The 24836-nt window shown below is 39.9% G+C and carries 16 protein-coding genes and 1 riboswitch; of the genes, 9 read left to right on the top strand and 7 right to left on the bottom strand.

Features of this window, described 5'->3' with window-relative positions:
• Positions 1-169 precede the first annotated feature (169 nt).
• On the top strand, positions 170-1036 hold the full coding sequence (locus J8M01_RS08980; RefSeq protein WP_211057755.1) for an AraC family transcriptional regulator: 867 nt from the start codon (positions 170-172) through the stop codon (positions 1034-1036).
• Positions 1037-1178: 142 nt separating this feature from the next.
• The gene (locus J8M01_RS08975; protein WP_210997928.1) at positions 1179-2483 is read left to right on the top strand and encodes an NAD(P)/FAD-dependent oxidoreductase; all 1305 of its coding nucleotides are present in this window, start codon (positions 1179-1181) and stop codon (positions 2481-2483) included.
• A gap of 54 nt (positions 2484-2537) precedes the next feature.
• On the opposite strand, the gene J8M01_RS08970 is transcribed toward J8M01_RS08975, so the two are convergent.
• From J8M01_RS08970 to nhaD, 4 genes are all read right to left on the bottom strand, one after another.
• Complete coding sequence (locus tag J8M01_RS08970; protein WP_211057754.1) at positions 2538-3860, bottom strand: sodium-dependent transporter; 1323 nt, start codon at positions 3858-3860, stop codon at positions 2538-2540.
• 108 nt (positions 3861-3968) lie between these two features.
• A complete protein-coding gene (locus tag J8M01_RS08965) occupies positions 3969-4499 on the bottom strand; it encodes a DUF924 family protein (RefSeq protein ID WP_192507288.1) in 531 nt (176 codons plus the stop codon).
• 102 nt (positions 4500-4601) lie between these two features.
• Complete coding sequence (gene lysC, locus J8M01_RS08960; protein ID WP_192507287.1) at positions 4602-5948, bottom strand: lysine-sensitive aspartokinase 3; 1347 nt, start codon at positions 5946-5948, stop codon at positions 4602-4604.
• Between the two features lie 87 nt (positions 5949-6035).
• Positions 6036-6207: riboswitch (Lysine riboswitch) on the bottom strand.
• Between the two features lie 118 nt (positions 6208-6325).
• Entirely contained in the window at positions 6326-7573 is a 1248-nt protein-coding gene (nhaD, locus tag J8M01_RS08955) for a sodium:proton antiporter NhaD (protein ID WP_192507286.1), read from the bottom strand.
• Between the two features lie 149 nt (positions 7574-7722).
• On the opposite strand from nhaD, the gene J8M01_RS08950 reads away from it, so the two are divergent.
• The 5 genes from J8M01_RS08950 (at position 7723) to J8M01_RS08930 (ending at position 13620) form a co-directional block, all read left to right on the top strand.
• A complete protein-coding gene (locus J8M01_RS08950; protein WP_211057753.1) occupies positions 7723-8985 on the top strand; it encodes a hypothetical protein in 1263 nt (420 codons plus the stop codon).
• Positions 8972-9523, top strand: a complete 552-nt coding sequence (locus J8M01_RS08945; protein WP_211057752.1) for a hypothetical protein — start codon at positions 8972-8974, stop codon at positions 9521-9523. Before J8M01_RS08950 ends, J8M01_RS08945 begins: the two co-directional genes overlap by 14 nt.
• The gene (locus tag J8M01_RS08940; protein WP_211057751.1) at positions 9520-12312 is read left to right on the top strand and encodes an ATPase; all 2793 of its coding nucleotides are present in this window, start codon (positions 9520-9522) and stop codon (positions 12310-12312) included. The genes J8M01_RS08945 and J8M01_RS08940 overlap by 4 nt, the downstream gene beginning before the upstream one ends.
• A 53-nt stretch (positions 12313-12365) precedes the next feature.
• Positions 12366-12920 (top strand): DUF4136 domain-containing protein, encoded by a 555-nt coding sequence (locus J8M01_RS08935; RefSeq protein WP_192507282.1) that lies wholly within the window; start codon positions 12366-12368, stop codon positions 12918-12920.
• 292 nt (positions 12921-13212) lie between these two features.
• Positions 13213-13620 (top strand): hypothetical protein, encoded by a 408-nt coding sequence (locus J8M01_RS08930; protein ID WP_211057750.1) that lies wholly within the window; start codon positions 13213-13215, stop codon positions 13618-13620.
• Positions 13621-13653: 33 nt separating this feature from the next.
• Here the strand turns inward: J8M01_RS08930 and J8M01_RS08925 are convergent, their stop codons facing one another.
• Both J8M01_RS08925 and J8M01_RS08920 read right to left on the bottom strand, forming a co-directional pair.
• On the bottom strand, positions 13654-13905 hold the full coding sequence (locus J8M01_RS08925; protein WP_192507280.1) for a YkgJ family cysteine cluster protein: 252 nt from the start codon (positions 13903-13905) through the stop codon (positions 13654-13656).
• 387 nt (positions 13906-14292) lie between these two features.
• Positions 14293-15525 carry a S41 family peptidase gene (locus J8M01_RS08920; RefSeq protein WP_211057749.1) on the bottom strand — a complete coding sequence of 411 codons (1233 nt, stop codon included), beginning with the start codon at positions 15523-15525 and terminating at the stop codon, positions 14293-14295.
• Between the two features lie 319 nt (positions 15526-15844).
• Between J8M01_RS08920 and J8M01_RS08915 the strand changes: the two genes are divergently transcribed.
• A complete protein-coding gene (locus J8M01_RS08915; protein ID WP_211057748.1) occupies positions 15845-20074 on the top strand; it encodes a DEAD/DEAH box helicase in 4230 nt (1409 codons plus the stop codon).
• A gap of 510 nt (positions 20075-20584) precedes the next feature.
• On the opposite strand, the gene J8M01_RS08910 is transcribed toward J8M01_RS08915, so the two are convergent.
• The gene (locus J8M01_RS08910) at positions 20585-20830 is read right to left on the bottom strand and encodes a hypothetical protein (protein ID WP_211057747.1); all 246 of its coding nucleotides are present in this window, start codon (positions 20828-20830) and stop codon (positions 20585-20587) included.
• 996 nt (positions 20831-21826) lie between these two features.
• On the opposite strand from J8M01_RS08910, the gene J8M01_RS08905 reads away from it, so the two are divergent.
• Positions 21827-24508, top strand: coding sequence for a TonB-dependent receptor (locus J8M01_RS08905; protein WP_211057746.1), 2682 nt, complete (start codon positions 21827-21829; stop codon positions 24506-24508).
• The last annotated feature ends 328 nt before the right edge of the window (positions 24509-24836 follow it).

Genomic DNA, 24836 nt, shown 5'->3' with positions numbered 1-24836 from the left:
GTCACTCAATAAATTAATATATAATTAATAACTGATAACATTATAAACTCACCATTTCCTTCTTCTATGAGTGATATGGTGCAATTGTTGATTGATTAGTATCACTATAAATAATCAACCCATTCAACATAGATAACGACGTGCTGACGCTTTAATAAAGGAGCTATTAATGAGAGCAATGTGTGAAAAGGTTATTCCCTCCGTCAACTGTTCATGGCGGTATTGTTTATATAAACTAAATGAAATCCCCTTTAATTGGCACTATCACCCAGAATATGAAATTTGCTTAACCCTAAACAGTCAAGGCGTTTGTCATGTGGGGGATCATATTGCACCCTATGGTGATTTTGACTTAGTGCTGTTAGGGCCCGATTTACCACATACTTGGCAATCACTTCCCAATCCAGATGGCTCGCAGCAATTAGTACATGTTGCACAAATTCCCGTTAAGTGGCTCGAAGGGTTAATACAAAACAACACAGACTTATATTCATTGAGTACATTATTACAAAAAGCAAGGTGCGGTGTTCGCTTTAGTACCGCTACAGCTAAGTCTATTTTTCTGCAGTTCAAAGCGATGGAAGCAGCAGACCCATTGACACGCTTTACGCTACTGATGAGCTTGCTTAATACATTATGCTTAAGTGAGGCTCAAACATTATCGAGCCAAGAATTCTCATTTGTTAACAGCTTAGACCCTGCACAAGACAAATTTGAAAAGGTCATGAGTTACATTTACGACAACTACTGTGAGCAGCTTAGTGCTGAGTCTCTCGCACAGTATGCACATATGAGTACCAATCACTTCCATAGGTTTTTTAAAAAGCGCACAGAGCGCACCATTACTGAATTCATTAATCAGCTACGAATCGCCAAAGCATGTAAATTATTAATAAGTAGCTCGGCGCCTATTTCAGTGATCAGTGACCAGTGTGGTTTTAATAATATTTCCAATTTTAATCGCCGCTTTCTCAGTATTAAAGCCTGTACACCTAGTGCATTTAGATCTCGATTGAAACAAGCGTCATTAATTTAACTATTCCCTTTAAATCAACCAAATAAGTATGGTAAGTTATTGATGTTGTAGCCTCATTACCCAAGGTTATAAAGGACTACTTGATGATCAATACTCAAAGGCATATTGATAGTAGCCCTTTATTACTTTATGAGGAATTACTATGTCTATAAAACGCCCGACGATTGTGATTGTTGGTGGCGGTGCGGGTGGCTTAGCACTCGCTACGCAACTGGGCCATAAATTAGGAAAAAAACAATACGCTGATATTATTCTCATTGATAAAAACCGGAATCATATTTGGAAGCCATTATTGCATGAAGTCGCAACGGGCTCACTTGACGCTGATTTAGATGGCGTCGTTTACTCTGCCCACGCTGCAAAGCATCATTTTCGCTTTATTTTAGGCGAATTCATTGCCCTAGACGCTCATCAACACACCCTAACATTAAAACCACTGTTAGGTGATAACCAACAACAAATCCTCCCAGAACGGCATGTACAATACGATAAGCTGGTCTTAGCTGTTGGCAGTGTCAGCAATGACTTTAATACCCCTGGTGTAAAAGAACATTGTTTCTTTTTAGACTCCCATGCTCAAGCGGAAAATTTCCAGCACGCACTATTAGATAATTTTACCCGAATTCACCAAAGTAACCATACGAGCCAACCCTTAAACATTGCCATAGTTGGCGGCGGCGCGACAGGGGTTGAGTTATCAGCTGAGCTATATCATGTTACGCAGCTATTAAAAATGTACGGCATGAACAATATGACTGCAAATCAGTTACAAATAAGCTTAGTTGAAGCAGGTCCACGTATATTGCCTGCTCTTTCCGAGCGAATAGCAAGCGCGGCTAAACGTGAACTGCTTAAACTGGGTGTCACCGTACTCGAAAATACCCAAGTAGCATCTGCATCTAAAAGCGCCTTTACCACTGTGCAACAAACCACGATACCAGCAGATATAAAAGTATGGGCCGCAGGTGTAAAAGCACCTGATTTCATTAAAGATTTAAACATTTTTGAACTGACTCGAAATAATCAGATCCAAGTGAACTCATACTTACAAAGTACCGTTGATAATCAAATTTATGTCATTGGTGATTGCTGTGCCTTCACCCAAGCTGACGGCTCTATCGTTCCCCCAAGGGCGCAATCGGCTCATCAAATGGCCCAATGTGTCCAACATAATTTAATCGCAGCAGTGTTTGATAGACCCCTCAAGCAATTTACCTATCAAGATCATGGGTCTTTGGTAAATCTATCTCAATTCACCGCGGTGGGTAATTTAATGGGGAATTTAACTAAAAACAGTTTCTTCATTGAAGGGAAAGTTGCACGCTTAATGTATGTCTCGCTGTATAGAATGCATCAACGCGCAATTCATGGCTCACTCCGTACGTTTATTCTTTGGCTGAGTGAAAAAATGCTCAAAATTGTCCGACCAAAAATGAAGTTACATTAAACGAAATGGGTTGGGTTTACCCCCAACCCATTGTCGACCGTAGCATAATACGCTCTACTTAAGTGCAACGTTTACAAATACCGCCGTCATCAAAATAGGGCAAACAAAACGAACATATTGGGCAAACCAATAGTGTGGGCCTTTACATTCGAGATGTAACTGGTTACCACGTTTCCACATCCACCCTACTGTAATAAAGTAAAATAAGCCCATTAATGGTAGCTGATACTGCGTAAACAAGCTTATTACGAGCCCAAACATCCAGTCAAAGTTCAAGATAATAAGGCATGAAGCAACTAAAATAGTCGCTGTGACCCACCATGTTGCAACATGTCGTTTTAAGCCGTGGTTTTCTACTAAGAATGATACTGGTATTTCAGTTGATGAGATAGTTGATGTCAGTGACGCTATCGACATTAAAACAAAAAATGTTAAACCTACAACTAAACCCACCTCTCCCATACTGGCAAATAATTCAGGAAGAACCGCAAAAATTAAGCGCCCTTCACCTATTAGCTTACCATCTTGGAACACTTCAACCCCGTTATGTTGGGCAACAAATATCGCAGGAATGATCAGTAAACCAGCTAAGAATGCAACGCCTGTATCTAACAGCGCAACACTTGCAGTGAGCTTTGGTAAGTTCGCGTTTGGCTTCAGGTAAGATCCATAAATCATCATACAGCCAACACCCAAAGACAATGAAAAAAATGCTTGACCCATTGCCGCAATAATTAAGTCGGGGTCTGTGATATGTGAAAAATCAGGAACCAAATAAGCTTGAAACCCTTGCGCGGCACCGTCTAACGTGCCGATATAAACAATGAGTGCAACTAAAAGCAGCAATAACATTGGCATTAAACGCCGAGACCAGATTTCTATGCCTGACTTCACTCCTTTCAATATGATACTTGCTGTTAGGATCAACATCACAGGTGTAAATATAAAGTTACGAAGTGTGGATTCTCCCACCAAAAAAGCACTCAATTGGTTAAAGCCCAAAAAGCGAGCAATCGGTTCTATAGAGTATGCCAACATCCATCCAGCAACGATAGAATAAAAACTCAGCATTACAATGGCACCAAATAATCCAATATAGCCTGCCGTGGCCCCAATATTCGGTCCCTTTTCTTGCCACGCTTGTTTTAATGCTTTAACAGGGTTAGCCTGCGCTTGATGCCCTAAATATAGCTCGGTATACAATGCAGGCAGCGCTAAAAGAAATATCACAATGAAATAAACAAGCAAAAATGCGCCACCACCGTGGTTCGCTGCTTGTGTGGGGAATCCCCAAATGTTGCCAAGTCCTACCGCAGCACCAGCCGCCGCAAGAACAAAGCCAAGTCGACTTTGAAAGCCATCACGCAATTGAGCCATAACGAGTCTATATGATTATTGTTTTGGACCGCTGATTATACTTAACTGTTTGAAAAATGCGACAGCGAGTCGAAAATTTAGAATAGGCGCAACAAATATGATTAATGTCTAAAAACTTGAGCCAGCTTCCATTAAAAACTGTAGCTCTTCATCATTAGATACGCGGCTTAATATTTGATTCCTATGTGGATAGCGGCCAAATCGATCAATAATTCGCTTATGGGATAACTCGAATTCATAATTAGGCAAAGCTCTGAAAAGCTGTTCAGCCTGTTGGTGAATAATTTTACTTTCACTGTGCATAAATGGCATATACAAAAAGCTTAGCTCAGTATCATTTAAGCGTTTATCGAAGCCTTTATCAATGGCATTTTGCGCGAGACACAACGCCAATGGATCCGCAGAAAAAGCCTCTGGTGTATCTCGAAACATATTCCTAGAAAACTGGTCGAGCACGATTATTTCACACAAAGTGCCCACAGGATCAGCTCGCCAATGTGCGAGTTCTCCTTGTACAGCCATTCTATAATGAACCATAAATTGGGATTTTATTTTGATGTCAAAATGCGCGGACTTTTGCCACCAATCAGACTCTGAACAAGTGACAAACCAAAAATTATAGATATCTTGATACTGCATGACGGCCTCCCAGTTTATGTAATAGTCACTTTACTCGGGATTCAACCGCCATGCAATCTAAAACTTAATTACTAGTTATTGTTACTAAAAAGATACTAGCCGCTACGCAGCCTCCAGTAACTTCGCGTGAATGGCTTGAACCACATTATCCGAGTCTGTTTGTTCAACCAAAAAGCACAAATTGTGCTTACTTGCGCCATGGCAAATCAGTCGAATATTGAAATCACTGAGCACTTGCATTAAGTTGACTTCATGCTGACGTAACTGGATCTGAGAACCAATAAGAGCCACCAGTGTTAAGTTGTTCTCAACAGTAACATGACAAAATTGGCTTAGCTCTTCTAAACAATCTTGATCAAGTTCAGGTCGTGACGCGTTCAATGCGTTATCCAGCGTGATCGCGACACTTATTTCTGATGTTGTTACCAAGTCCACTGAGATATTATAAGCACTCAATATCGTGAAGATACGCGCCAAAAAACCACTAGCAAGTAACATCTCAGGACTCTTTAGTGTGAGCAATATTTGATTTTTCCGCTGTGTAACAGCTCTGATCCCTGCTTGTGATGATGTGTCTTTTTCAATCCAAGTGCCGCCTGCTTGTGGGTCGCGGCTCGATCCGACAAACACTGAAATATTACTGCGGCTAGCTGGTAATATTGTTGCTGGATGTAATACCTTCGCACCAAAAGTAGCCATCTCTGCTGCTTCATCAAAACTCAATTTGGCTATGGGTGTGGCTTTTACACACAGTCTCGGATCTGTACTAAAAATACCAACAACATCAGTCCAGATATGAACACTTTTTGCTTCTATAGCTTCCGCTAATAAAGCCGCACTGTAGTCAGAGCCACCACGTCCCAGCGTCGTTGTTTGATTATACGGATCGCTGCCGATAAAACCTTGAGTCACAATCACCTTCTCATCTAACAACGGTATTAAGTGCTTGTGAGCCGCCACCTGTGTCGCTGCAATATCCGGTGTGGCTTTACCAAATTGGTTATCAGTTTTTAACACTTTACGGACATCAAATCGCTCGGCGTTTACGCCAATATCTCTGAGTACTTGGGTAAACAAAAATGATGATAAACGCTCCCCAAAACTCAACATCTCATCACACTGTTGTGCACTTAACGCGGGTAAAGACGCCAACGACTTTAGCTCATCAAGGGTTAAATTAAATGACTGTGCTAAATCCGCATCCAGTGTTAAATGGGCTAAAATCGAGTCTTGAATTTTAATGATGTTATCAACTAACGCCATACGTGCACTTTCGTCAGCTTTTTGTTGCGTTAGCGTTACTAGATGATTTGTCACTCCCGCACTGGCACTCACAGCAACAACACGTACATTATTGTCATCGTGAATAATTTGCGCACAACGGTGCATGGCATCAAAATCGGCTACACTGGTGCCACCAAACTTTGCGACCGTGTACTGTGAACTCATAATATCTCCTTTTGACTGCATTGGGGGCAATCATAATAAATAAGGAGAACTTGGCAATTAAGGTGCTTTGCAAATCAAGAAGGAACCATTGCCAGAAGCTCTCCACCAAAACGGTGACAGTTCCAAGGATTCAACCTCGTAAACCGAAAGTTCACAGTGACGTGCTATGAGCTTCCTCGGCGAGTACTTCCCTCTTTAGTGGTCTTTGGCGTTCGTCACCTTTCACTAAATACCTAAGTATCGCACCTCTTCTGTTTATTTTGCCTCGTCATTACTGAACACAGGCAAAATAAAAGCCCGCATATTACGCGGGCTAAAAACAAAGTAACGTTTAGACGTCTAGGTGTCAAGTGCTAAATTGTACCTTTTGTAGTGAACTACATAAATTGCCCTGCGACATACGCCCCAGCATAGCCAATGGTATATGCAATCAACAAATATAAAAACATACGCAAGTAGCTCATAAACGTCAGTGCTTTCACTTTGCTCATCGCGATAATTCCCGCCGCAGATCCTATCACTAACATTGAACCACCTACCCCTGTCGCATAGGTAAACATCAACCATTGCTGTGGCGTCATCACAATATCGGCCTTTAATAAAGCGGCCGTTAACGGTACGTTATCAACTGCCGCTGAGAGTAACCCCATTAAATAATTGGCATATTCTGGTGCAATGTAAACATACAGGTCTGTAAACATGGCCAGGACACCCACTTCTTTGAGCGCGCCAACAAGTAATAGTACACCAACAAAGAATAATAGAGTGTCATACTCAATCTCTCGAATATAATCAATAATTTTCTTGTTCACATCTTTCTTGCGCATTAAGAATTGAGCAACCAAAAACATCAACGACAATCCAAATAAGAATGTAAGTAAAGGCGGCACTTGATACTGCACACTCAAAAATAACGTCGCAAAAATTGTCGAAGTAAATATCACCGCAATCGTTATATCCGTTTTCTCTATCCGTCTTTGTATCTGCTTTTCAAAGCGTAGTTGCTCATTCATACCGATAGACAACATAGCTGCCAGCGCTACCACACTCACCAGCGCAGGACCGACAAGTAACAATAAATTAGGAATAGTAACTTTGTCCGCTAAGAAGATCATTAATGTTGTTACATCTCCTGTAATGAGTGACACACCACCAGAGTTAACACTAAAAATAATTAGTGTTGCATACTTAATTAACTTCTTTGGATCTAGCTTCAACGACATAACTACTGCCAAAGAAATCAAGGTTGCGGTAATATTGTCTGAAATCGAGGAAAATACAAAAGCGGCAATGCCTACCAAGAACATAAGCTTACGCTCACTGATCTGAGATGGCATAACACGATGCACAATATTTTGTATAAACCCCTTAGAGTTTAGATAAGCTACAAACGTCATTGCAGCCATCAAAAACAACCACAATGTGGCGATTTCAAGAATGTTATGATCTAGCGCATGTTGTACATTTTCTGGGCTTTGACCATGAATAGGTGAGATAAAAGCGATAATCCAACATAAAGTACCAAAAAAAAGGGTGGTTTTGGCCTTGTTTACATGGATGATATCCTCTATAACGATAAGCACAAACGCAATCGCTATTAGGGTAAGGATAATGGGCGTAACCATAATGCGTAAACAACCTGTAATTAAAAGTTAAAAATTTAGAAAGGTAACGTAATTCGGCGCGGAGTCTAGCACTTACATATAGGATACGCTACGACTAAGCCCAATTAATTTCCTATAAACGTCACATAAAAGATACACTCTGGAAAGTTATGATCCCAGCTAAGAAAGTTTTAAATACGCTAAATGAACATTGGAGCGTATTGGAGCTACTTTTTAAACGCTTTAAAATGACCGATTTTAGCGTCAAAGATGTTCAAAACATCATAAAACACAAAAATCCTCAATGGACCAGTGAACGAATATTCAGAGAAACTAATCGCTTACTCAATCAAGAAATCATCATTCCACTGGCTAAATCTTCGCAGCTGGAAATAAATCGGGCTGTCGCAGATTTCGCAAGTTTTCTGTTACAAGAAGAGCACCTAGGTTTGGCACAAGAGATCACCGTTCTGGTCAAAGACCTTGAACGACTCGGTAACCGCCTAGAACAAGCTGCTGATGAAGGTGATCAAAGTGAACTACGGCGTTTTAGCCGAATCATGGATGAGCGCGTCAGAAAGATCATTAAATTATTTTTACATAATGAAAATGCCATTTTCAACATTGTCGAACAAGCAAAGTCTGATAGCAGCTCAATATCACTACAAAAACGGTATCGCGCAGTTATTGAGGCATTTGACGAATATATAGAACCGATGTTAGAAATGGTTGATATACGCGGTGAGTTTCATGCCTGTTTTAACGTCATTGAAAATCAGTTGAGCCAACAAATTGATGATATTGAATTATATGGCCGTGGCGCCCAAGACAAACGTATGCTTGAACAACTGCGCACACGAATCTTGGATATGCACTTGGTCGGTAGGGAAAGCTTAAGAAAAAGTGCAGATATGTTAATGCCATTGCGTGAAGAATTGCGCAGAAACTCTTTAATTACGCGTCAAGCATCCAAAGTACTCGCAATGATCCGTAAGAATGGGGTTGATCCAATGTTAAGCCCTGTTCAACCAGAGTTCGTATCAGACATTCAGCGCTTTTCACTTGGCCAGCAACGACACATGGTTGCTTATATGGCTGGCTTGGCCGAATTTGAACATGATGAATATCAACTTCCAGATCAAAGTGATGTCCCTGCATATCAAAGCCCGCATATTCCAGACTATGCAGATGTTAAGAAAAGCTTTTCAAATACAGGTAAAACTAAAATTGCATTACTTGGGTTTCTCACTGGGCACTACCCTGACTTAGACGCTGATGAGTTATTATTTTTATATCAAAAGCTAATCAGTGATGAAGCACTGGAGCTGGCGCAAGATGAACAGCGAGTCACAGTAAACATAGCAGAGCATGATTTCTCTCTCTACCCATTTAATGCCAGTACAAAAGTAGAACACACTAATGACAACAATTAATTTAACAGAACTAACAGAATTACAAGCCATTAACAAGAAATTGGCCAGTGGCTATCATATCAGTGAGCAAGACACGACGTTATGGCAACAACTCGACCAGAACATTGGCGCCTATCAAGCACTATTTAATGCCTTAGGCCATGATCTACAACACGATGCTCGTGGGTTCTACTATCTCGCAAGTGATGAAAGTACCCCTAACATGGGAAAAATTTCTCGTGCCATTGCACTCACACTCTTTATTCTTATCGAACACTTTGCCAATCAGGGAAAAGATCCTTTGCGTGCAATTTTTGACGAGCCGGCAGATCTAGAGCTGATGCAAACTTTAGTGCAGTTAAATAAACACTTATTTGATCAACTTGAGATTTTCTCAGGCTCCGACCTCCGTAAAGATGTATACCTCAGGATGATTAGACTTGGACTAGCGAAAGAAACTGAGCAAGGTTTTATCCATTTAGCGCCCGTATATCGTTATATTGATGCACTAATGGAAGTAAACGACACAAATTTTGATGGACTAGAGGAAGAAGTATGAGTGAACTATACGGCCTAAGTAAATTAGCGCTATTAAATACCGCGGGCTATGCGAAGTGCGTGATCCCACTCAATAAAAGTGCTTCTATCTGCGCACCAAATAACACCGGTAAAAGTTCGGTTATTAATGCCTTACAATTCCCTCTTATCAATGATTTACGATTGACCGAGTGGGATGGCCATGATTTAGAAGAAACGCGAAAGTTTTACTTTTCGTCTGACCAATCCTATATTTTGCTCGAAGCAAACCTCCCCCATGGAGATGTGGTAATTGGCGTTGCTGGCCTTGGCAAAATAGCTGGGTTTGCACACCAATTTTTTTGCTACCCAGGTAAACTAAACCTAGATGACTTTACTGAAGGTAAAAGCATCATAAAATACACTAAATTATTCAAACATCTACAAAGCAAGGGCATGAGTCCCGTAGAACTAAAAGCCGCAGAACTCAATGCACTTTTAACCGGCGGCGCCACACAATTTGATGGCGACATCAATTTAAAAATGATCCCACTTAACAACGTCCAAGATGCTGCTATTTATAAAGAAATATTTAGGCGTATACTTAATCTACATAAGCTAGGTGCACAAGATGTAAAACGTTTTATGTTGCGTGTATTTGAGCGACATATGTCAAACTCTCGAGTTGATTTTTACGAAGTATGGCGTCGTGCATTCGATAAAGTTAATCGCTCCCGTCGAGAACTTACCGCTTTAGAATCAATGCAAGAGCCCATCGGTGCATTAGAGGAAATGCTTAACACTGATGCAACACTCAAAGGAAAGCTAGCAGCTTACGCACCTAAAATAGATATTGCCTTAGGCGAGTATGAAGAATACCAACAATCGCAACATACTGAGCTTTCAGAGCAACTGACTAACATTGAACAAGAGAAACACGATTTTGAACAAAAACAGCAGTTATATTTACAACAGTCTAGAGACATTGAGCGTCGTCAAACACAAATTGAACAATGGTTTATTAACTACCACGGCCTAAAAACTGAGTTTGAGCTCACCAATCACGCCACTCTAAAAACCAATCTACAGCTATTGAAAAAAGAATATGAACAGCTGTCTTTTTCTATCAGTAGCGCGCATGGACAAAGCTTACATACGCTCGATTTTAGGATCAATGAAACACAAAAACAAATTAAGAGCTTAAAGTTACAACTCAAGAACTTAGAATTTAACTTGTTTACACGTATGCGTGAAGACCTATCACTCAAAGAGGTTGAAGAAATATCTCGTATACTTAACCCTGATTTATTGTCATTTGCTACGACCAACCAAGGTGAAGTTAGTATCACCGATGAAGATGCTTTTGGTGAGTTCTTAAGTCAACTATCCGCCTCAGTAAAAGGAGGTGAATTGACGGTCCCCGGTGCCAGTATTAAACTTAAAAAACTGGCTCCAGTACAAATGCAAAGTGGTGAAAATAAGGAGCAATTAGCTGCACAGTTAACCGCTCTTCAGCAATCATTGAAAGAGTTTCAACAACAACGAGACGTTGCGGCAAACGTTGCCCAAAAACAACAAGAGCGTGATGCATTGTATGATGAACTCATGGCATTGGAAGGATCACTCAAACGATTCGAGCAATATCAAACAATGCTACAATCAGTAGAAGCACAAGAGTTATTAAAAGAGCAATTGCACGTTGAGCGAGAGCAAGTTGACGAATATTTACAAGATGTTCAACGCAATGCTGGCTCCATCTCTGACAGACGCTCCATCATTAAAAGTAAACAAGATTTATTAACTCGCCAAGCTGACCGATTACGCCAAGTAAAGTCCGAACGACTAGATCATACATTGAATTTGTACAGTGGCTCGCTTGCTCCCTATCCTATAGAAATCACCATCGAGTTTGATAACCTATCTGAAGTCATTCATCAATTTAATAAAGATTGTAATGAGTTAAGAAACTTAGCGGTTAACGTTAAAAATACTTACTTGCATATTTACAATGCAGGGATCACCAAATTTGATAATGAAACGGATGAGGCAAATAAATACACCAAGCTTATTAGTGCATACCATAATATCGACAACGAAAGAGACGCAGTAGACCGTCAAGCGCGCGTCGCATTGACTGAGGTTGCGGCAACAATTAAGGGCTTGCGTGAAGACTTAGATCGTCTCCGCCGAGAGATGAATAGCTTTAACCGTGGGATCAGCCAACATCGTATTTCAAATCTTAAGTCATTTAAGATCAATATTATACCTAGAAAAATGCTCGTGGAGAGTATTGATACCATCATCGCCACCTCTGACAATTATGAAAAGGGAGATAACCTAGATTTACTTTCAGAACAGCCCTCAGACGAAAAGGCCGTCAATGAGGCCAAAGATCACTTGATTAAATTGGCCAGTGAGAAAGCGGGTTTAACACTCACTGATCTATTCGATATTCGTTTTGAAATAGTCAATCGCGCCGGTGAAACTGAACATTTCGATAAAATTGATTCAGCTGGCTCTAATGGCACCCGTATTACAATTAAGTTATTATGTGGTATGTTGTTTATACGTTATTTGTTGTCTGACCAAGAACAAGCTCTGTACCGTATACCTATTTATATTGATGAGGCCGCCGATATTGATCCACAAAACCAAAAAGCGATTATCGAAACTGCGTTAAGCTTTGGATTTGTGCCAATATTTGCATCTGTAAAGCCGCAAATAAGTTGCGACTATATCGTGCCGATCCGAAGTGTTAAAAACGGTAGCCAGAACTGGGTGTCTGAAAAAGATTGGATTGAAGTGGAACATTCTACGAATCAAGCTGTCTGAGTGGACAATATGCTGTATCGGCTGAAGTAATTCAGCCCTTTAGGAGATAAAACATGTTAAGAAATATTATTTTAGCTGCCTCGGTCATATTGATCAGCGCGTGCAGTAATACACCTGATTGGGATTACGATAAGTCCGTTAAGTTTACCAATTACAAGACATTTTCTTGGTCTGCAGATGCTGATTTAAAAAATAATGGCGGAAATGCGTATCAAATAAATGATCTCATGGAAAAGCGTGTTCGCAACGCCATTATTGAAGCAATGTTAAAGCATAATATTAAACTAGTCGAAAGTGAAAACGCAGACGTTCTTGTAAACTATCACGCATCTGTTGATAGTAAAATAGAAGCAGATTCATTTAATACAAGTTATTCCGCTCGTTGGAATTACTGGGGCTTCGGTTACCAAACACAAACCCATGCTCGAGAATATGATGTAGGGACACTGGTAATAGATGTCATAGATAAAGCATCTAATCAATTAGTATGGCGTGGTGCAAAAGAAGGCCGCCTTCGTAATAAACAAACTCCAGAACAACGTACCACATCTGTGAATAAAACGGTGTTTGCAATTCTTGAAAACTTTCCTCCTGTAGAAGTCCACTGATAATAAATTGGCGATGATACATGTATCAAGCTGCCCAGTAACACTTATGTTTAGGCTTATAGCCTAAACATAAGTGTATTGTTTACATGTTTCAACACACATCACAATAATTACTTATTCACCAGTCACCACACCAATACAACCGAACATTTTTAGAATTGACTGACCCACACATTGCATATAAAACACCCATCAATTTGATAATATAGTGTTGTAAAAATGATATAAATGCTCTAGTTTATTAACTGCTCATTAATTGAGCAACCAATAAGTTAATAAAAGGAAGTTAATCATGAAAAAAGCAGTTCTCGCACTAATTGGTGCAACATTATTTAGCGGTGCAGCATTAGCAAGTTCAGTATCTTGTTATGTAGATACAAGAGCATATGATGAGTACAGGCAAGGCATCTGTTTTGGTGGTGAGTCACTCACTCACACACGTCAAGGTGCTGCTGTATTTAAAGTCAATACGTCAAAACCAGTCCAAAGTGTCGAATGGGATATTAGCAGATATAATGCTAACTGCTCTGGTACAACGTGTATTGTCAGAGTTGGCTTAGGTGAGCATGAAGTGAATGCGTGTGTTGATAAAATTTATTATAAAGATTTCACATGGGCTGACGTAAATTGGTGTGCCACTGCCCATGCAAATTACTGGGGCCAAGGCGGTCCTCTTGCAAATGAACTACTAGGCCAATAAAGAATAGAGCGCTATGTTTGAACATAGCGCAATTTAACACGTCATAATTTCCATGTTTGTTAATATTGATAACGCTTCCGTTGAAGATTTACCGCATGCCCACTCAACCGCTTTAAAATCGTGACACACATTAGGACGCTCAGGCTGACCAAATAATTTGCATAAATTATCATCTGACAAGTTTTTACAGCGCTCACCCGCCGCTTTTCCATTTGGGTGCAATGGAAAACTTGAACTTATACTCGGCGCTATACAACACGCACCACAATGTAAACGACATTCCATAACACAGCCCTAAAAATAAAGGGCTCAGTATATCAAAAACCACTCAGCTTTACGCGATTTTTATAGCACTAGCTACAACAGGCAGTTAACCTCACAATCACGGTATACATTGCGTCACAATACGTGTTGATTCAGTTACTTTCCTTGGTAACAATGCGCATGTACAAAACTAAAATTACCCAGCTATATCTTTATTTAACCTCAGCTCTGAATAGCGAATTTGCCCAATAAAGCTATTTTTGTCACTCTCGGCGTTGCTTTCATTTGTAATAGCCCGCTATTACTGCATAAAAGCGCCTTGATATTGAACAAAATATCATCATTGGATTGTGTGTAAGTTTGTTTACAAAACATTTTCTATTCCAAAACCCTTATCCAAACCTGAGGTTATTTAAAAAATGCAAATGCCTTTTGCATTGCAACATCATTGCCTGATGCATCTATATCCGCAGATTTTAGCAATACCTGAGGTATAAAATCTTCTCGATATTCACCATTAGTGTGATACAAACGCTCGAACCCAACTTCAATCCAACTGTCACTGTAAGGGAGTTTGACTTGTTTAATTCCGCCAAGTAAGTCTGCCATCGGAGCACCTATCACTGCTTGTGCACCAAGCGCATCTAAGCCAATCACCATTCCCTCACCCATACTACCGGTCCAACGTCCGGCGAGTACAACAAATGGCTGAACTATATACGGATTTTCAGGTAAAACTTGGGCAAATTGCATAACAGACTCACCGTAGAGCTGGCCTTTACTTTGCGTTTTATACGTCTGATAAGTGGCCACTTTATTAGTAAAGTGGCCAAGAATTGGTTCTGCAACTCCCGTATTACCGCCACTAGGTGTATTGCGTAAATCTATGATCAGACCTTTGGTATTAACAAGTTTTCTTAACCCTTTTTTGAAAAAATCGCTTGTCTGTGTATCACCCAATGCATTATTAAAGCGTATATACCCCACCTGTCCGTACACTTCAATCGTGACGGGCTCTGCCTTTTTAAGTGCGTTTATATTAGAATAACTCGCTGCTAAGTTAAACTCTTTATCTCCATTTTCACTGTGAATGAGTAACCTTCTGGGCTGATGGCGCCTTCCACCTAACGCAATATTAGCCGCATAGTTACGCTGCTTTTTCGTTAACTCATTCAATGTCATGCCAGTTACTTGACTCATAGCCTGTTCTATCGATTGCCCATCAATGGCGCTAATCTCCATACCAGGCTTTAACCCCTTGATATGTGCATCAGACCCCGCTTTAATGTCATAAACCACCAATTTCCTATCTTCAAACTGGACAAAAATGTCAGAACCTGTCGGGTAAACGCTGAAATCATCACGGTCATAGGGCCCCAAATTCAAATGCGGATCTGTAAATGCTCGTAAATATGCTTGTGCGTTATCTCTAAATTCCTTCGCTGTTTTACTATCACGTAACCTTGATTGATGAGTATTGAATAGCTTTACTGCTGACTGCTCTCTATCGTGCAAGTATGCGTAGTTGTCGGTGAGTATTGTTTGAAGTTCATTTATGGCTTTTTCAGCATCAAATGCAGCACATTTAAAGCCCATAAGCATCACAGAACTTGCTAGCATAAGCACGAGATTTCTTTTCATCTTTATTCCTTCAAAACAAGCTTTATTATGTTTCACCTTAATCAAAATAAGGTACAAGCTAGTCGAGTCTATAGCAGTATCCCGGTTATCACAATCCCCAGAAATCGACGTATCCTCTTCGAAGTTCGGCTTTCTGCCCACAAACGAATCGAGGGTTATCACCATTTGACGCATTAGATTCCTTTAAAGGGCGAATACCCTTTCTCTTATCACTCAAATAACAAGCAAATGCACAACCAACATAACCGACTATTTAAGCAACTAAGTTATGTGTTAAATTAGCGCTCTTTAATTTGCTATTAAATACACACTTAACGCTATGAAAATCACAGCTCTATTGCCGCAAGAAATTGATGCCTGTTATCACCAGTTTTTATCTCGGTCACATGCTGAGCAATGGGTATTCACGGTCATGGCCGTGATTTATAAACCCATTTCTTTAGGGAATTTAAATAAACTCCTTAAACAATTAGATAAACAAGCATTTAATTCCAAGCACTACGCCTATGAACGTATTACATCAAACGCGATTAAAGCTTGGCAGCAATTGGGGTTTATTCGCGTACATAATGATGAGCTAAAACTCACCCATTTACTCACTCATCAGCTTACGCATAAAGCCATCACTCGTGACGTGTTTTTTACCATTTTAAAGGCCGGTGAAACGGTTGTTCCTGTTATACAATTGTATGATTGGGAGCAAACGCTTGATGATGAACAACGATTAATTCGGGATTTTTATTTCTTAAATGATCACAACAAGATGGTCCAACATCTAAAAATACATAAAAATCCACAGCAAATCGACTATCAGCGTGGTCAAATATTAATTGAGCTGAATTTTGTCCCATTTCAGCTAACACATTTTGTGACCTTACCAGACACGCTTCAATATCAATCTTTTGCATGCTGGTTTTATGTACTTCGCCAGCGAGGCGCTTCAAATGCCTATGCATTAACATTGCTAGAGCAGGTACACGACACTAATAATAGTGAACGCTCCCTCAGTCTTCTTTTAGCTGAACAGTATTTATTACAAGGTAAAATAAACAAAGTGCGCCTATTAATGGTACCGAACGACAATAGCTGTTATAGCTTGCAACTCAAGGCAACCCTTGCATTGTTGGCAGGTGACATAGACAGTGCGCTTAATTTGTTCAGTAAAGCACTTACGGCTAAAAATAAATATGGAAAAAAGAAATTTCAACACTTGGATGGACTGTATAGCCTGTTTTATCAGTTAACTTTATTAATTGCAGCAAACAAACTAGACGCGACTTACTTTTCACTTGCAGAAAAACATGTACATGCCCAAAGCCACGACAAAAATAGTCAGGATCACAGCCATCACGTAGGTCAATTTATGCTCCCTCTTATTGAGAGCTTATCAACAGCAACACCGTATACATCTTTGCTACCTGACTTCACGTTTCTACATAGCCATCACGTATTTTATGCTCATCTAATACATTATTTTGATGCTCTGGCCGTAAAGTGGTGCCAACCATTATCGAATGAACAGCAGCTCAGTTCGCAAGCCCTTCACCATGCATATCTTTTTTTTGAAGCAACTGATTACCGCTTATTTTCCCTATTAATTGAACAATTGACGCCACACTTTAATGTTAATAATAGCGTTGACGTAGAGCTCCCTAGCACTCATAACCTTTTTGATTTAACACAGGCTATTTCACATAAAGTAAGCTGGGATCTCGCACTTGATAAACTCATTTCACTCGCTCCTGAAGACACATCGGCTAACACTCACCTTCCGGACACAGCCTCAAGGCTAATATGGGAGATAACCATAGCACCGTTTTGCATTTCACTGTCTGCACGCGCGCAAAAAAAAACGACATCGGGATGGAGTAAAGGTCGCCCTGTATCATTACAACGTCTATATGAACAATCGCACGAGTTTACTTTTATGTCTGAGCAAGACATTAAAATTTGTTCACATATTAATAGAGCAAAGCAATGGCAAGATAAAACCCATTATACTTTGGAAGGCGCAAGGGCACTCACCGCCGCATGCGGTGCACCGAACTTATTTTTAGTCGATGATGTATTTACACCCATTGAATTGAACAAGGCGCAGCCCGAGTTACTTATCACGCAACAAAATAATCATTTAGTACTGAGTATCGCTGAGATTCCCGCAACTTTGAATGGCATACCATTGAATTACTCGTTAACTGAATATGCCCCAGAGCAATATCGACTTACAGTCTTTGCACCAGAACACTTAAAAGTCGCGCAGATCATTGGTGAAGAAGGGTTAACAATTCCTATATCAGCTAAAGAAAAGGTGCTAGAAAGCGTCAGTGCGATTGCGCCTTTACTCAACATTCAATCAAGCATTGCTGAACTAGATACAGGGCTTGAAACCCACCCTGCTGATGCTCGATTAGTCATCAATATTCAACCATTTCATGATGGACTTGAGTTTACCTGTTTTGTGATGCCATTTGGTGAGCAAGGGCCAACGTTCAAACCTGGTATTGGCAATGCCAAAATAACCACAGAACTTAATGGCAAACGCGTTGCGACTAGTCGCAACCTCATCCAAGAAGAGCAGTACCTTGATATATTAGATACGCATTGCCCTGCATTTCTAACGATGCAAGATAATCGTCTCCAACTTAACGATTTACAAACTGCTTTGGAGACACTTCAGCAGCTAGACCATACCACGGCGTTAGATCCCAGCCCTATTCCTTTGACCCTTCGTTGGCCGAAAGGTAAAACAATGACTTTGACAAAACCACTGCACAGTCATCATTTGCAATTGGCTCTGAGCAAAAAACATCAATGGTTTGATTTATCGGGCCATTTGGTCGTTGACGATTCTCATGTAATTGAGCTTAAGAGGTTACTCTCGTTAACTTCTCAAGCTCATGGCCGATTTATAGAACTGGATAACCATCAAATACTCGCCCTATCTGATGAATTAAAACAACGCTTAGACCAACTTAATACCGCAACAGATAATGGACAATTTCATCCACTTGCCAGCTTACATGTATCACAGGCAACAACAGGCATGAGAATGAAAACATTACATGCTTGGGATGAACAACATGTTAAAATGACGCAAGCTAATCTCCTTGAATGCAAAGTTCCCACAACATTACGTGCTACACTCCGTGATTATCAAATTGAAGGATTTGATTGGGCATCAAGACTTGCCCATTGGGGGGCTGGGGCGTGTTTAGCTGATGATATGGGGCTTGGTAAAACACTACAAGCACTTGCGCTGCTCGTCTCTCGAGCACACTTAGGTCCTAGCTTAGTGATAGCGCCTACATCAGTCTGTTTCAACTGGCAACAAGAGGCAACTAAATTTGCTCCTACATTAAACATAAAACTGTTGTCTGATATTAAAACTTCAGCCAAACGAGCTGACGCCTTAAAACAGCTCAACAGTCTTGATTGCTTAATTATAAGCTACGGGTTACTGCAGCGAGAGAGCGCATTACTGCAAGCGTGCACATGGTCAACGATTGTCGCTGACGAGGCTCAGGCATTAAAAAACCCTTTAGCACAGCGTTCGATTGCAGCATGCACATTAAAAGGCGATTTTAAGCTTATAACCACTGGTACACCTATTGAAAATAATTTAACCGAATTGTGGAGCTTATTTCGTTTTGTTAACCCCGGCCTGCTTGGTAACTTAAAACGCTTCAGTGCACGTTTCTCAACGCCTATTGACAATGTTAAAGATGACCCAATTGCCGCTAAAAAAGCCCGTTCTCAATTAAAAAACCTGATCCAACCATTTATACTGCGTCGCATGAAAGATCAGGTACTCACCGAACTACCAGCCAGAACGGATATTAATGTTAAAGTGCAACTTAGTGAAGAAGAAATGGCACTTTACGAAGCTCTACGGCTAACTGCGATAGAAAACCTCACCGCGACATCTCAACAAGACCAAGCTGGCGCACAAAGAATCAAAATGCTCGCAGAATTAACTAAACTTCGCCAAGCATGCTGTCATCCATCGCTGGTACTTTCAGACAATACGCTCCCCAGTGCGAAGCTTATCGCTCTTGATAAACTATTAAACGAACTCCAAGAAAATAATCACAAAGCCCTCATTTTTAGCCAATTTGTAGGACATTTACAACTAATCAAACAGCACTTAGATAGCAAAGGTGTGGACTATCAATACCTAGATGGCAGTACACCACAAAGAGACAGACAACATCGCGTCAATGCCTTTCAACAAGGTGAAGGTCAAGTATTTTTAATTAGCCTCAAAGCGGGAGGTTCAGGGTTAAACCTCACTGCTGCCGACTACGTTATTCATATGGACCCATGGTGGAATCCTGCTGTAGAAGAACAAGCCAGTGACCGTGCACATCGCATGGGCCAACTGCGCCCGGTGACCGTTTATCGATTGATTGCGATAAACACCATAGAAGAAAAAATTGTAGCACTGCATCAACATAAACGAGATCTCGCGCAAACATTACTCTCTGGTAGTGACTCTGTAAGTAAACTATCGGTAACTGATATCATAGCAATGCTTAAAAAAACCTTTTAACCACAATGTTTATACTTTCGGGGGGATTACGCCGCGACTATTAGGTTACAACTAGGAGACTATAAATAACTCACGATTCATGATGATCAGAAAAAACATAAAGTTAATAAAAGAGAATTTAATGTTACAATTATAACAAACAAAGAGGAGTATAAATTAACAAATCGTTAAAAATCAACATTAACTATTATTTAACACCACATGCTAATTTTCACATTAGAAACCAGCACTACCTTTACTTATAAATAACATACCGATAATAACATTCAGTTTTATATAAAATATTAAGTGTAAAATAAAAGTTAAAATCATGAGAGAAAAAACAATCTAAAATATGCTATTAAAGAAGCGCTTTAACAGTTACATCATAGGTATAGAAAACGTATTAACTCATTCGTACTCGATTCGGTATCGAGTTAAGTCTTACGTAAACTGAAAATACTGAGGAAAGAACTCATCTATTTGAAAAAGCCCTAGGGCACTGCTTGAGGCCCTAGAACCGCATAACGGTTATTCAATACCATTTAATGTAACAGGGCGCTGCGCGTCTCTTGTCGCTTCTTTTGAGCGGATCTCAGCTTGCTTACGTTGCTCCCGAGTCGAACACACCTTTTTAGGGATACTTGACCCTAAAACTCTAACTTGCTCACACTTATATCCATTAGTATTTCTGGCCTGTTTATCGGCGTCATCATCCGTTGCATTACAACCTACTAAAACAACACAAGATGCTACTACACTAAGTATATTTTTCATATTTCCCTCTTCCATTATGTCTTTTTAATTATTTTTTGGTATTTAGAGCAGAGTAAAAATCTGCAAAAAACATATGAGCGTTTAACCTAGCCTTAAATAAAAGATAAATCAACAAGAATAAAGGGTGAATTAAGAATAAACGTAAATATTAAGTAAGAAAGCTTATTCTTGATATTAACTCACCTTAATAAGTCAGGAAGAATTGAAACACATGTAGACTTCAAATACTTATAAATTCATATTATTATATAAATCCCATACCGTGAATAGCCTACAATTAATTGAAAGTCGGTACTGTTATACTGAATTAAAATACCCTACGGATACGGCTGCCCCGTCCTCATTTACATGTTGCTTTAACGAGTAACCCCTTCTCTCCCGTAGAACTAAAAAATGAGCCCTCATACCATCCTGTTTTACTCAAAAACAAGAAATGTATTACCCACTGAATCAGACCACCATAACAGAGTCACCTTTAACATATTCCTATAGATAACGACAGTCACTGTTTCAAGAAACAAATCAATACCACAGTAACAAAATTAAACACAAGAAAAATAAAACCACATAAAGAAAATAATTAGATAAAAAATGCAATGTCAATGTGAAGACAACAAAAAAATAAATTTAATTTTGAAAATAAAGGTTACATCATCCTTTCCGAAAAACATCAACAATCCCCTTTTGCACAAAATTACCCAATAAAAGGACTTGTAATTATTTGCTTTTGATATATTGTATACAATATATCAGCAGCAGAATGTTGATGTTTATTCTTTCTAAAAGCAAAACAGTAACTCTTATTTGCATGCACAGAAAGCATATGAAAAATATAACAATAATTAGTGATACTAAGGGGTATACACAATAAATAATCAATGGGTAGCTAATACAAAGCTAAATAAAAGTTTACTTGCACTTGCTGTTTCAGCTGCAAGTCTTGGGGCTACTGCACAGGCAAATGATTCAGTTGACGTCGATACACCAGAACGAATTATGGTTACAGGCTCTCGTATAAAACGAATCAACTTCGAAGCGCCTTCTCCTACCGTTGTCATCTCAGCAGAAGACATCAAACTAACTGGTGCTCAGAATGTAAATGATATTCTTACAGGCATGCCACAATTTTCCGATGGTTTTGATTCCGCTTCAGGGAACTATTCGTTTGGTAATTCAGGTCTAAATATATTAGATCTTCGCAATATGGGTGAAGAGCGTACTCTAGTATTGGTAAATGGTAAACGTCCCCCTTCTGTATCTACTGATAACCAAGGTCTTTTCGCTGATGTTGGTACTATCCCGGCCTCTCTAATTGAACGTGTAGAAGTTATGACGGGTGGTGCATCAGCAATTTATGGTTCAGATGCAATTGCAGGTGTTGTTAACTTTATTCTGCGAAAAGACTTTGAAGGTACTAAAGCAAACGCACACCTTTCTGGTACGCAAGAAGGCGGTCATAGCACACGCAGCTTATCATTTACTCATGGTTTTAACTTCGATGATGACAATGGTAATTTTACCGTTGCCGTCGATTACTTATCAGAATCCGCCTTAACGCAAAACGATCGTGAAAAAGCGTATAACTATCAACGTTCAGTAACAAACCCAAATAAAGCCGATGGGCAGCCAAGTAAAATTTGGGTTAAAAATGTCTCACCAATCCCGTGGGGTGTACCTGAAACTATCTTTTCAGTATACAACGATGATGATGGTGGCTATGATTGGTACGATTTCGATGAATCGACCCAAGATGTGGCACTTCGTGCTCGATACAAAGACATGTATGACGGCTGGCTAGTCGATGCCGGTAATGGATACGAGGGCACTCGATGGGGTAATATTGAAGACCCATTTGAGCGTATTAACCTATTCTCTTCTGTAAATTATCAGTTTGATGACTTTGATATGTCATTTGATGTAACACTTGCTAGAACAGAGTCTAATAATGTTATCGACCCCCCCTTCAAACGCGCGTGGATGCAAGTAGCTGATGTTAAAGAACTATTCGACACTCCAGCTTCCATTACAGACAACTTTCAAGATACCGATTGGATTGGGTTTCACCACACATTTCATGAGGTTGGAGGTCGTAAACACAAAAACGTTCGTGAATTTTTCAGTTCATCTTTGACTTTCTCTGGCGTATATAATGACGAATGGTTTTGGGATGTGAATTTTTCATCCGGTAAATCAATGAATGATTTAGAAAACAAAACTCAGTTGAGAGTGGACCGTCTAGATAGTCAATTACAAGTTATCGGTCCATGTGTTGAAGCCGGAAATTGCCCGAGTTTCTCACCTTTTGAACGTCAGTCTCAAGCATTGACAGATTATGTAATCGATGCATTTGTCGCTACAACTGACTCAGTAAACCACGCCTTTACAGCAAACTTATCTGGCGATTTATACGAGCTACCAGCAGGTGTTATGCAAATGAGTAGTGGCTTAGAAGTTCGATACGAGGGTATTCACTTTGACCCATCAGAACTATGGTCGTCAGGCAACTTAACGTCTAAAAAGCTACCATTAGATGTAAGTCGGAATATTAAGGAAGCGTATGTTGAACTATTAGTACCTGTCATTAGTGACATGCCATTCGCCGAACTGCTTGAAGTAGAAGCTGCGTATCGTGTTGCCGATTACTCAACCAATGAAAATCGTTTTGAAAGTACTAAGTTCGCTGTAAACTGGTCGATTAATGAAGAAGTCAGATTACGCTCTATTTTCTCACAGGCCGTTCGTGCGCCTCAGCTATATGAGCTATACGCGGGTGAAAGTGTCGGTTACTCAACAATTAACGACCCTTGTGATGAATCAAATATAGATGGCGGCCCTGCTGATGGACGTCGTAAAGCAAACTGTGCACTATACGGTATTCCTGCAGGTTGGAACTCAAATATTAAAACAACTCGCGGAGAAGTCAGAAACTCAGGTAACGCTGACCTGCAACAAGAAAAAGCCAATACACTGACGGTTGGTTTTGTATATACACCAACCTCAATACTTGAAGGCTTGACACTCTCGGTTGACTTTTTTGACATTAAGCTCAAAGATAAAATATCTGAGTTTGACGGTGAAGACGTTATGGAAAACTGCGTAGATTTAGCAGCAAACTCCATTGATAATATGTTCTGTAATCTAGTAACTCGAAAAGACAATGGCGATGTAGATTATGTTCGCCCACTGAGCTTAAACTTCGACCAAGGCCGCGTGAGAGGAACTGATTTCGAGTTATATTATAGCTGGGATGCATTGTCATTTGATTTCAAAGCAACCAGATTATATGAAGACTCAACTACGACTCAAGATTTAGCAGAAGGTACGGCTGAAACGAATAACGAAGCCGGTCAATTAGGCCGACCTAAATGGGCATCTAATCTCGTTACGAAATATACACTGGATGATTTAACCCTAAGTTGGACATTCAAATTTAAAACGTCAGGTCGATTTGATGATGATGCCAGTGAAAACTATCGTGATAGTGATACTCCGTCACACTCTCGTATTCACAATATCCGCGCAGATTATCAACTAACTGACATGGCATCTGTTTATGTAGGTATCAACAATATTACTGATAATAATGGCGGCGACCATTGGACCACTTCACGTGGAGCCTATAATGGTTGGGCTATACTAGGTCGCTCTGGCTATATCGGCGTAAATCTAGACTTCTAATAGAATTTAAAAAACTCCCTGTTATATAAAACAAACCATAAGTTGCTCTAGAATAATAGAGCAACTTATTTTGCATTAATCCCCCATACGACTCAGTACATATTTTCCTATATTAAACAATGAAATGGGTTTATTCATGCATCTAAAACACAAGCAAAACAATCAATACTTGCAAAAACAACTCACAAGAAAGTTGACTCATTGCTCCGGCGTTCACGTCATAAAAATCACTTTTGGGCCATTAACCGCTTCGTTTGGCAGGCACACGTTCATTGTGACAATAGATATATCAAAGTGACGGTATAACCACGACTTAAAATCAGCCCCA

It is taken from the genome of Pseudoalteromonas sp. MMG005 (genome assembly GCF_018101015.1).
Lineage (GTDB): Bacteria > Pseudomonadota > Gammaproteobacteria > Enterobacterales > Alteromonadaceae > Pseudoalteromonas > Pseudoalteromonas aurantia.
The sequence above is the reverse complement of the archived record's forward strand: the minus strand, read 5'-3'. Positions and strand labels throughout refer to the sequence as shown.

What these genes read in the sequence shown, in the direction of transcription:
- J8M01_RS08980 (WP_211057755.1), top strand. Translation starts at nt 170, where the DNA reads ATGAGAGCAATGTGTGAAAAGGTTATTCCCTCCGTCAACTGTTCATGG.
- J8M01_RS08975 (WP_210997928.1), top strand. Translation starts at nt 1,179, where the DNA reads ATGTCTATAAAACGCCCGACGATTGTGATTGTTGGTGGCGGTGCGGGT.
- J8M01_RS08970 (WP_211057754.1), bottom strand. Translation starts at nt 3,860, where the DNA reads ATGGCTCAATTGCGTGATGGCTTTCAAAGTCGACTTGGCTTTGTTCTT.
- J8M01_RS08965 (WP_192507288.1), bottom strand. Translation starts at nt 4,499, where the DNA reads ATGCAGTATCAAGATATCTATAATTTTTGGTTTGTCACTTGTTCAGAG.
- lysC (WP_192507287.1), bottom strand. Translation starts at nt 5,948, where the DNA reads ATGAGTTCACAGTACACGGTCGCAAAGTTTGGTGGCACCAGTGTAGCC.
- nhaD (WP_192507286.1), bottom strand. Translation starts at nt 7,573, where the DNA reads ATGGTTACGCCCATTATCCTTACCCTAATAGCGATTGCGTTTGTGCTT.
- J8M01_RS08950 (WP_211057753.1), top strand. Translation starts at nt 7,723, where the DNA reads ATGATCCCAGCTAAGAAAGTTTTAAATACGCTAAATGAACATTGGAGC.
- J8M01_RS08945 (WP_211057752.1), top strand. Translation starts at nt 8,972, where the DNA reads ATGACAACAATTAATTTAACAGAACTAACAGAATTACAAGCCATTAAC.
- J8M01_RS08940 (WP_211057751.1), top strand. Translation starts at nt 9,520, where the DNA reads ATGAGTGAACTATACGGCCTAAGTAAATTAGCGCTATTAAATACCGCG.
- J8M01_RS08935 (WP_192507282.1), top strand. Translation starts at nt 12,366, where the DNA reads ATGTTAAGAAATATTATTTTAGCTGCCTCGGTCATATTGATCAGCGCG.
- J8M01_RS08930 (WP_211057750.1), top strand. Translation starts at nt 13,213, where the DNA reads ATGAAAAAAGCAGTTCTCGCACTAATTGGTGCAACATTATTTAGCGGT.
- J8M01_RS08925 (WP_192507280.1), bottom strand. Translation starts at nt 13,905, where the DNA reads ATGGAATGTCGTTTACATTGTGGTGCGTGTTGTATAGCGCCGAGTATA.
- J8M01_RS08920 (WP_211057749.1), bottom strand. Translation starts at nt 15,525, where the DNA reads ATGAAAAGAAATCTCGTGCTTATGCTAGCAAGTTCTGTGATGCTTATG.
- J8M01_RS08915 (WP_211057748.1), top strand. Translation starts at nt 15,845, where the DNA reads ATGAAAATCACAGCTCTATTGCCGCAAGAAATTGATGCCTGTTATCAC.
- J8M01_RS08910 (WP_211057747.1), bottom strand. Translation starts at nt 20,830, where the DNA reads ATGAAAAATATACTTAGTGTAGTAGCATCTTGTGTTGTTTTAGTAGGT.
- J8M01_RS08905 (WP_211057746.1), top strand. Translation starts at nt 21,827, where the DNA reads ATGGTTACAGGCTCTCGTATAAAACGAATCAACTTCGAAGCGCCTTCT.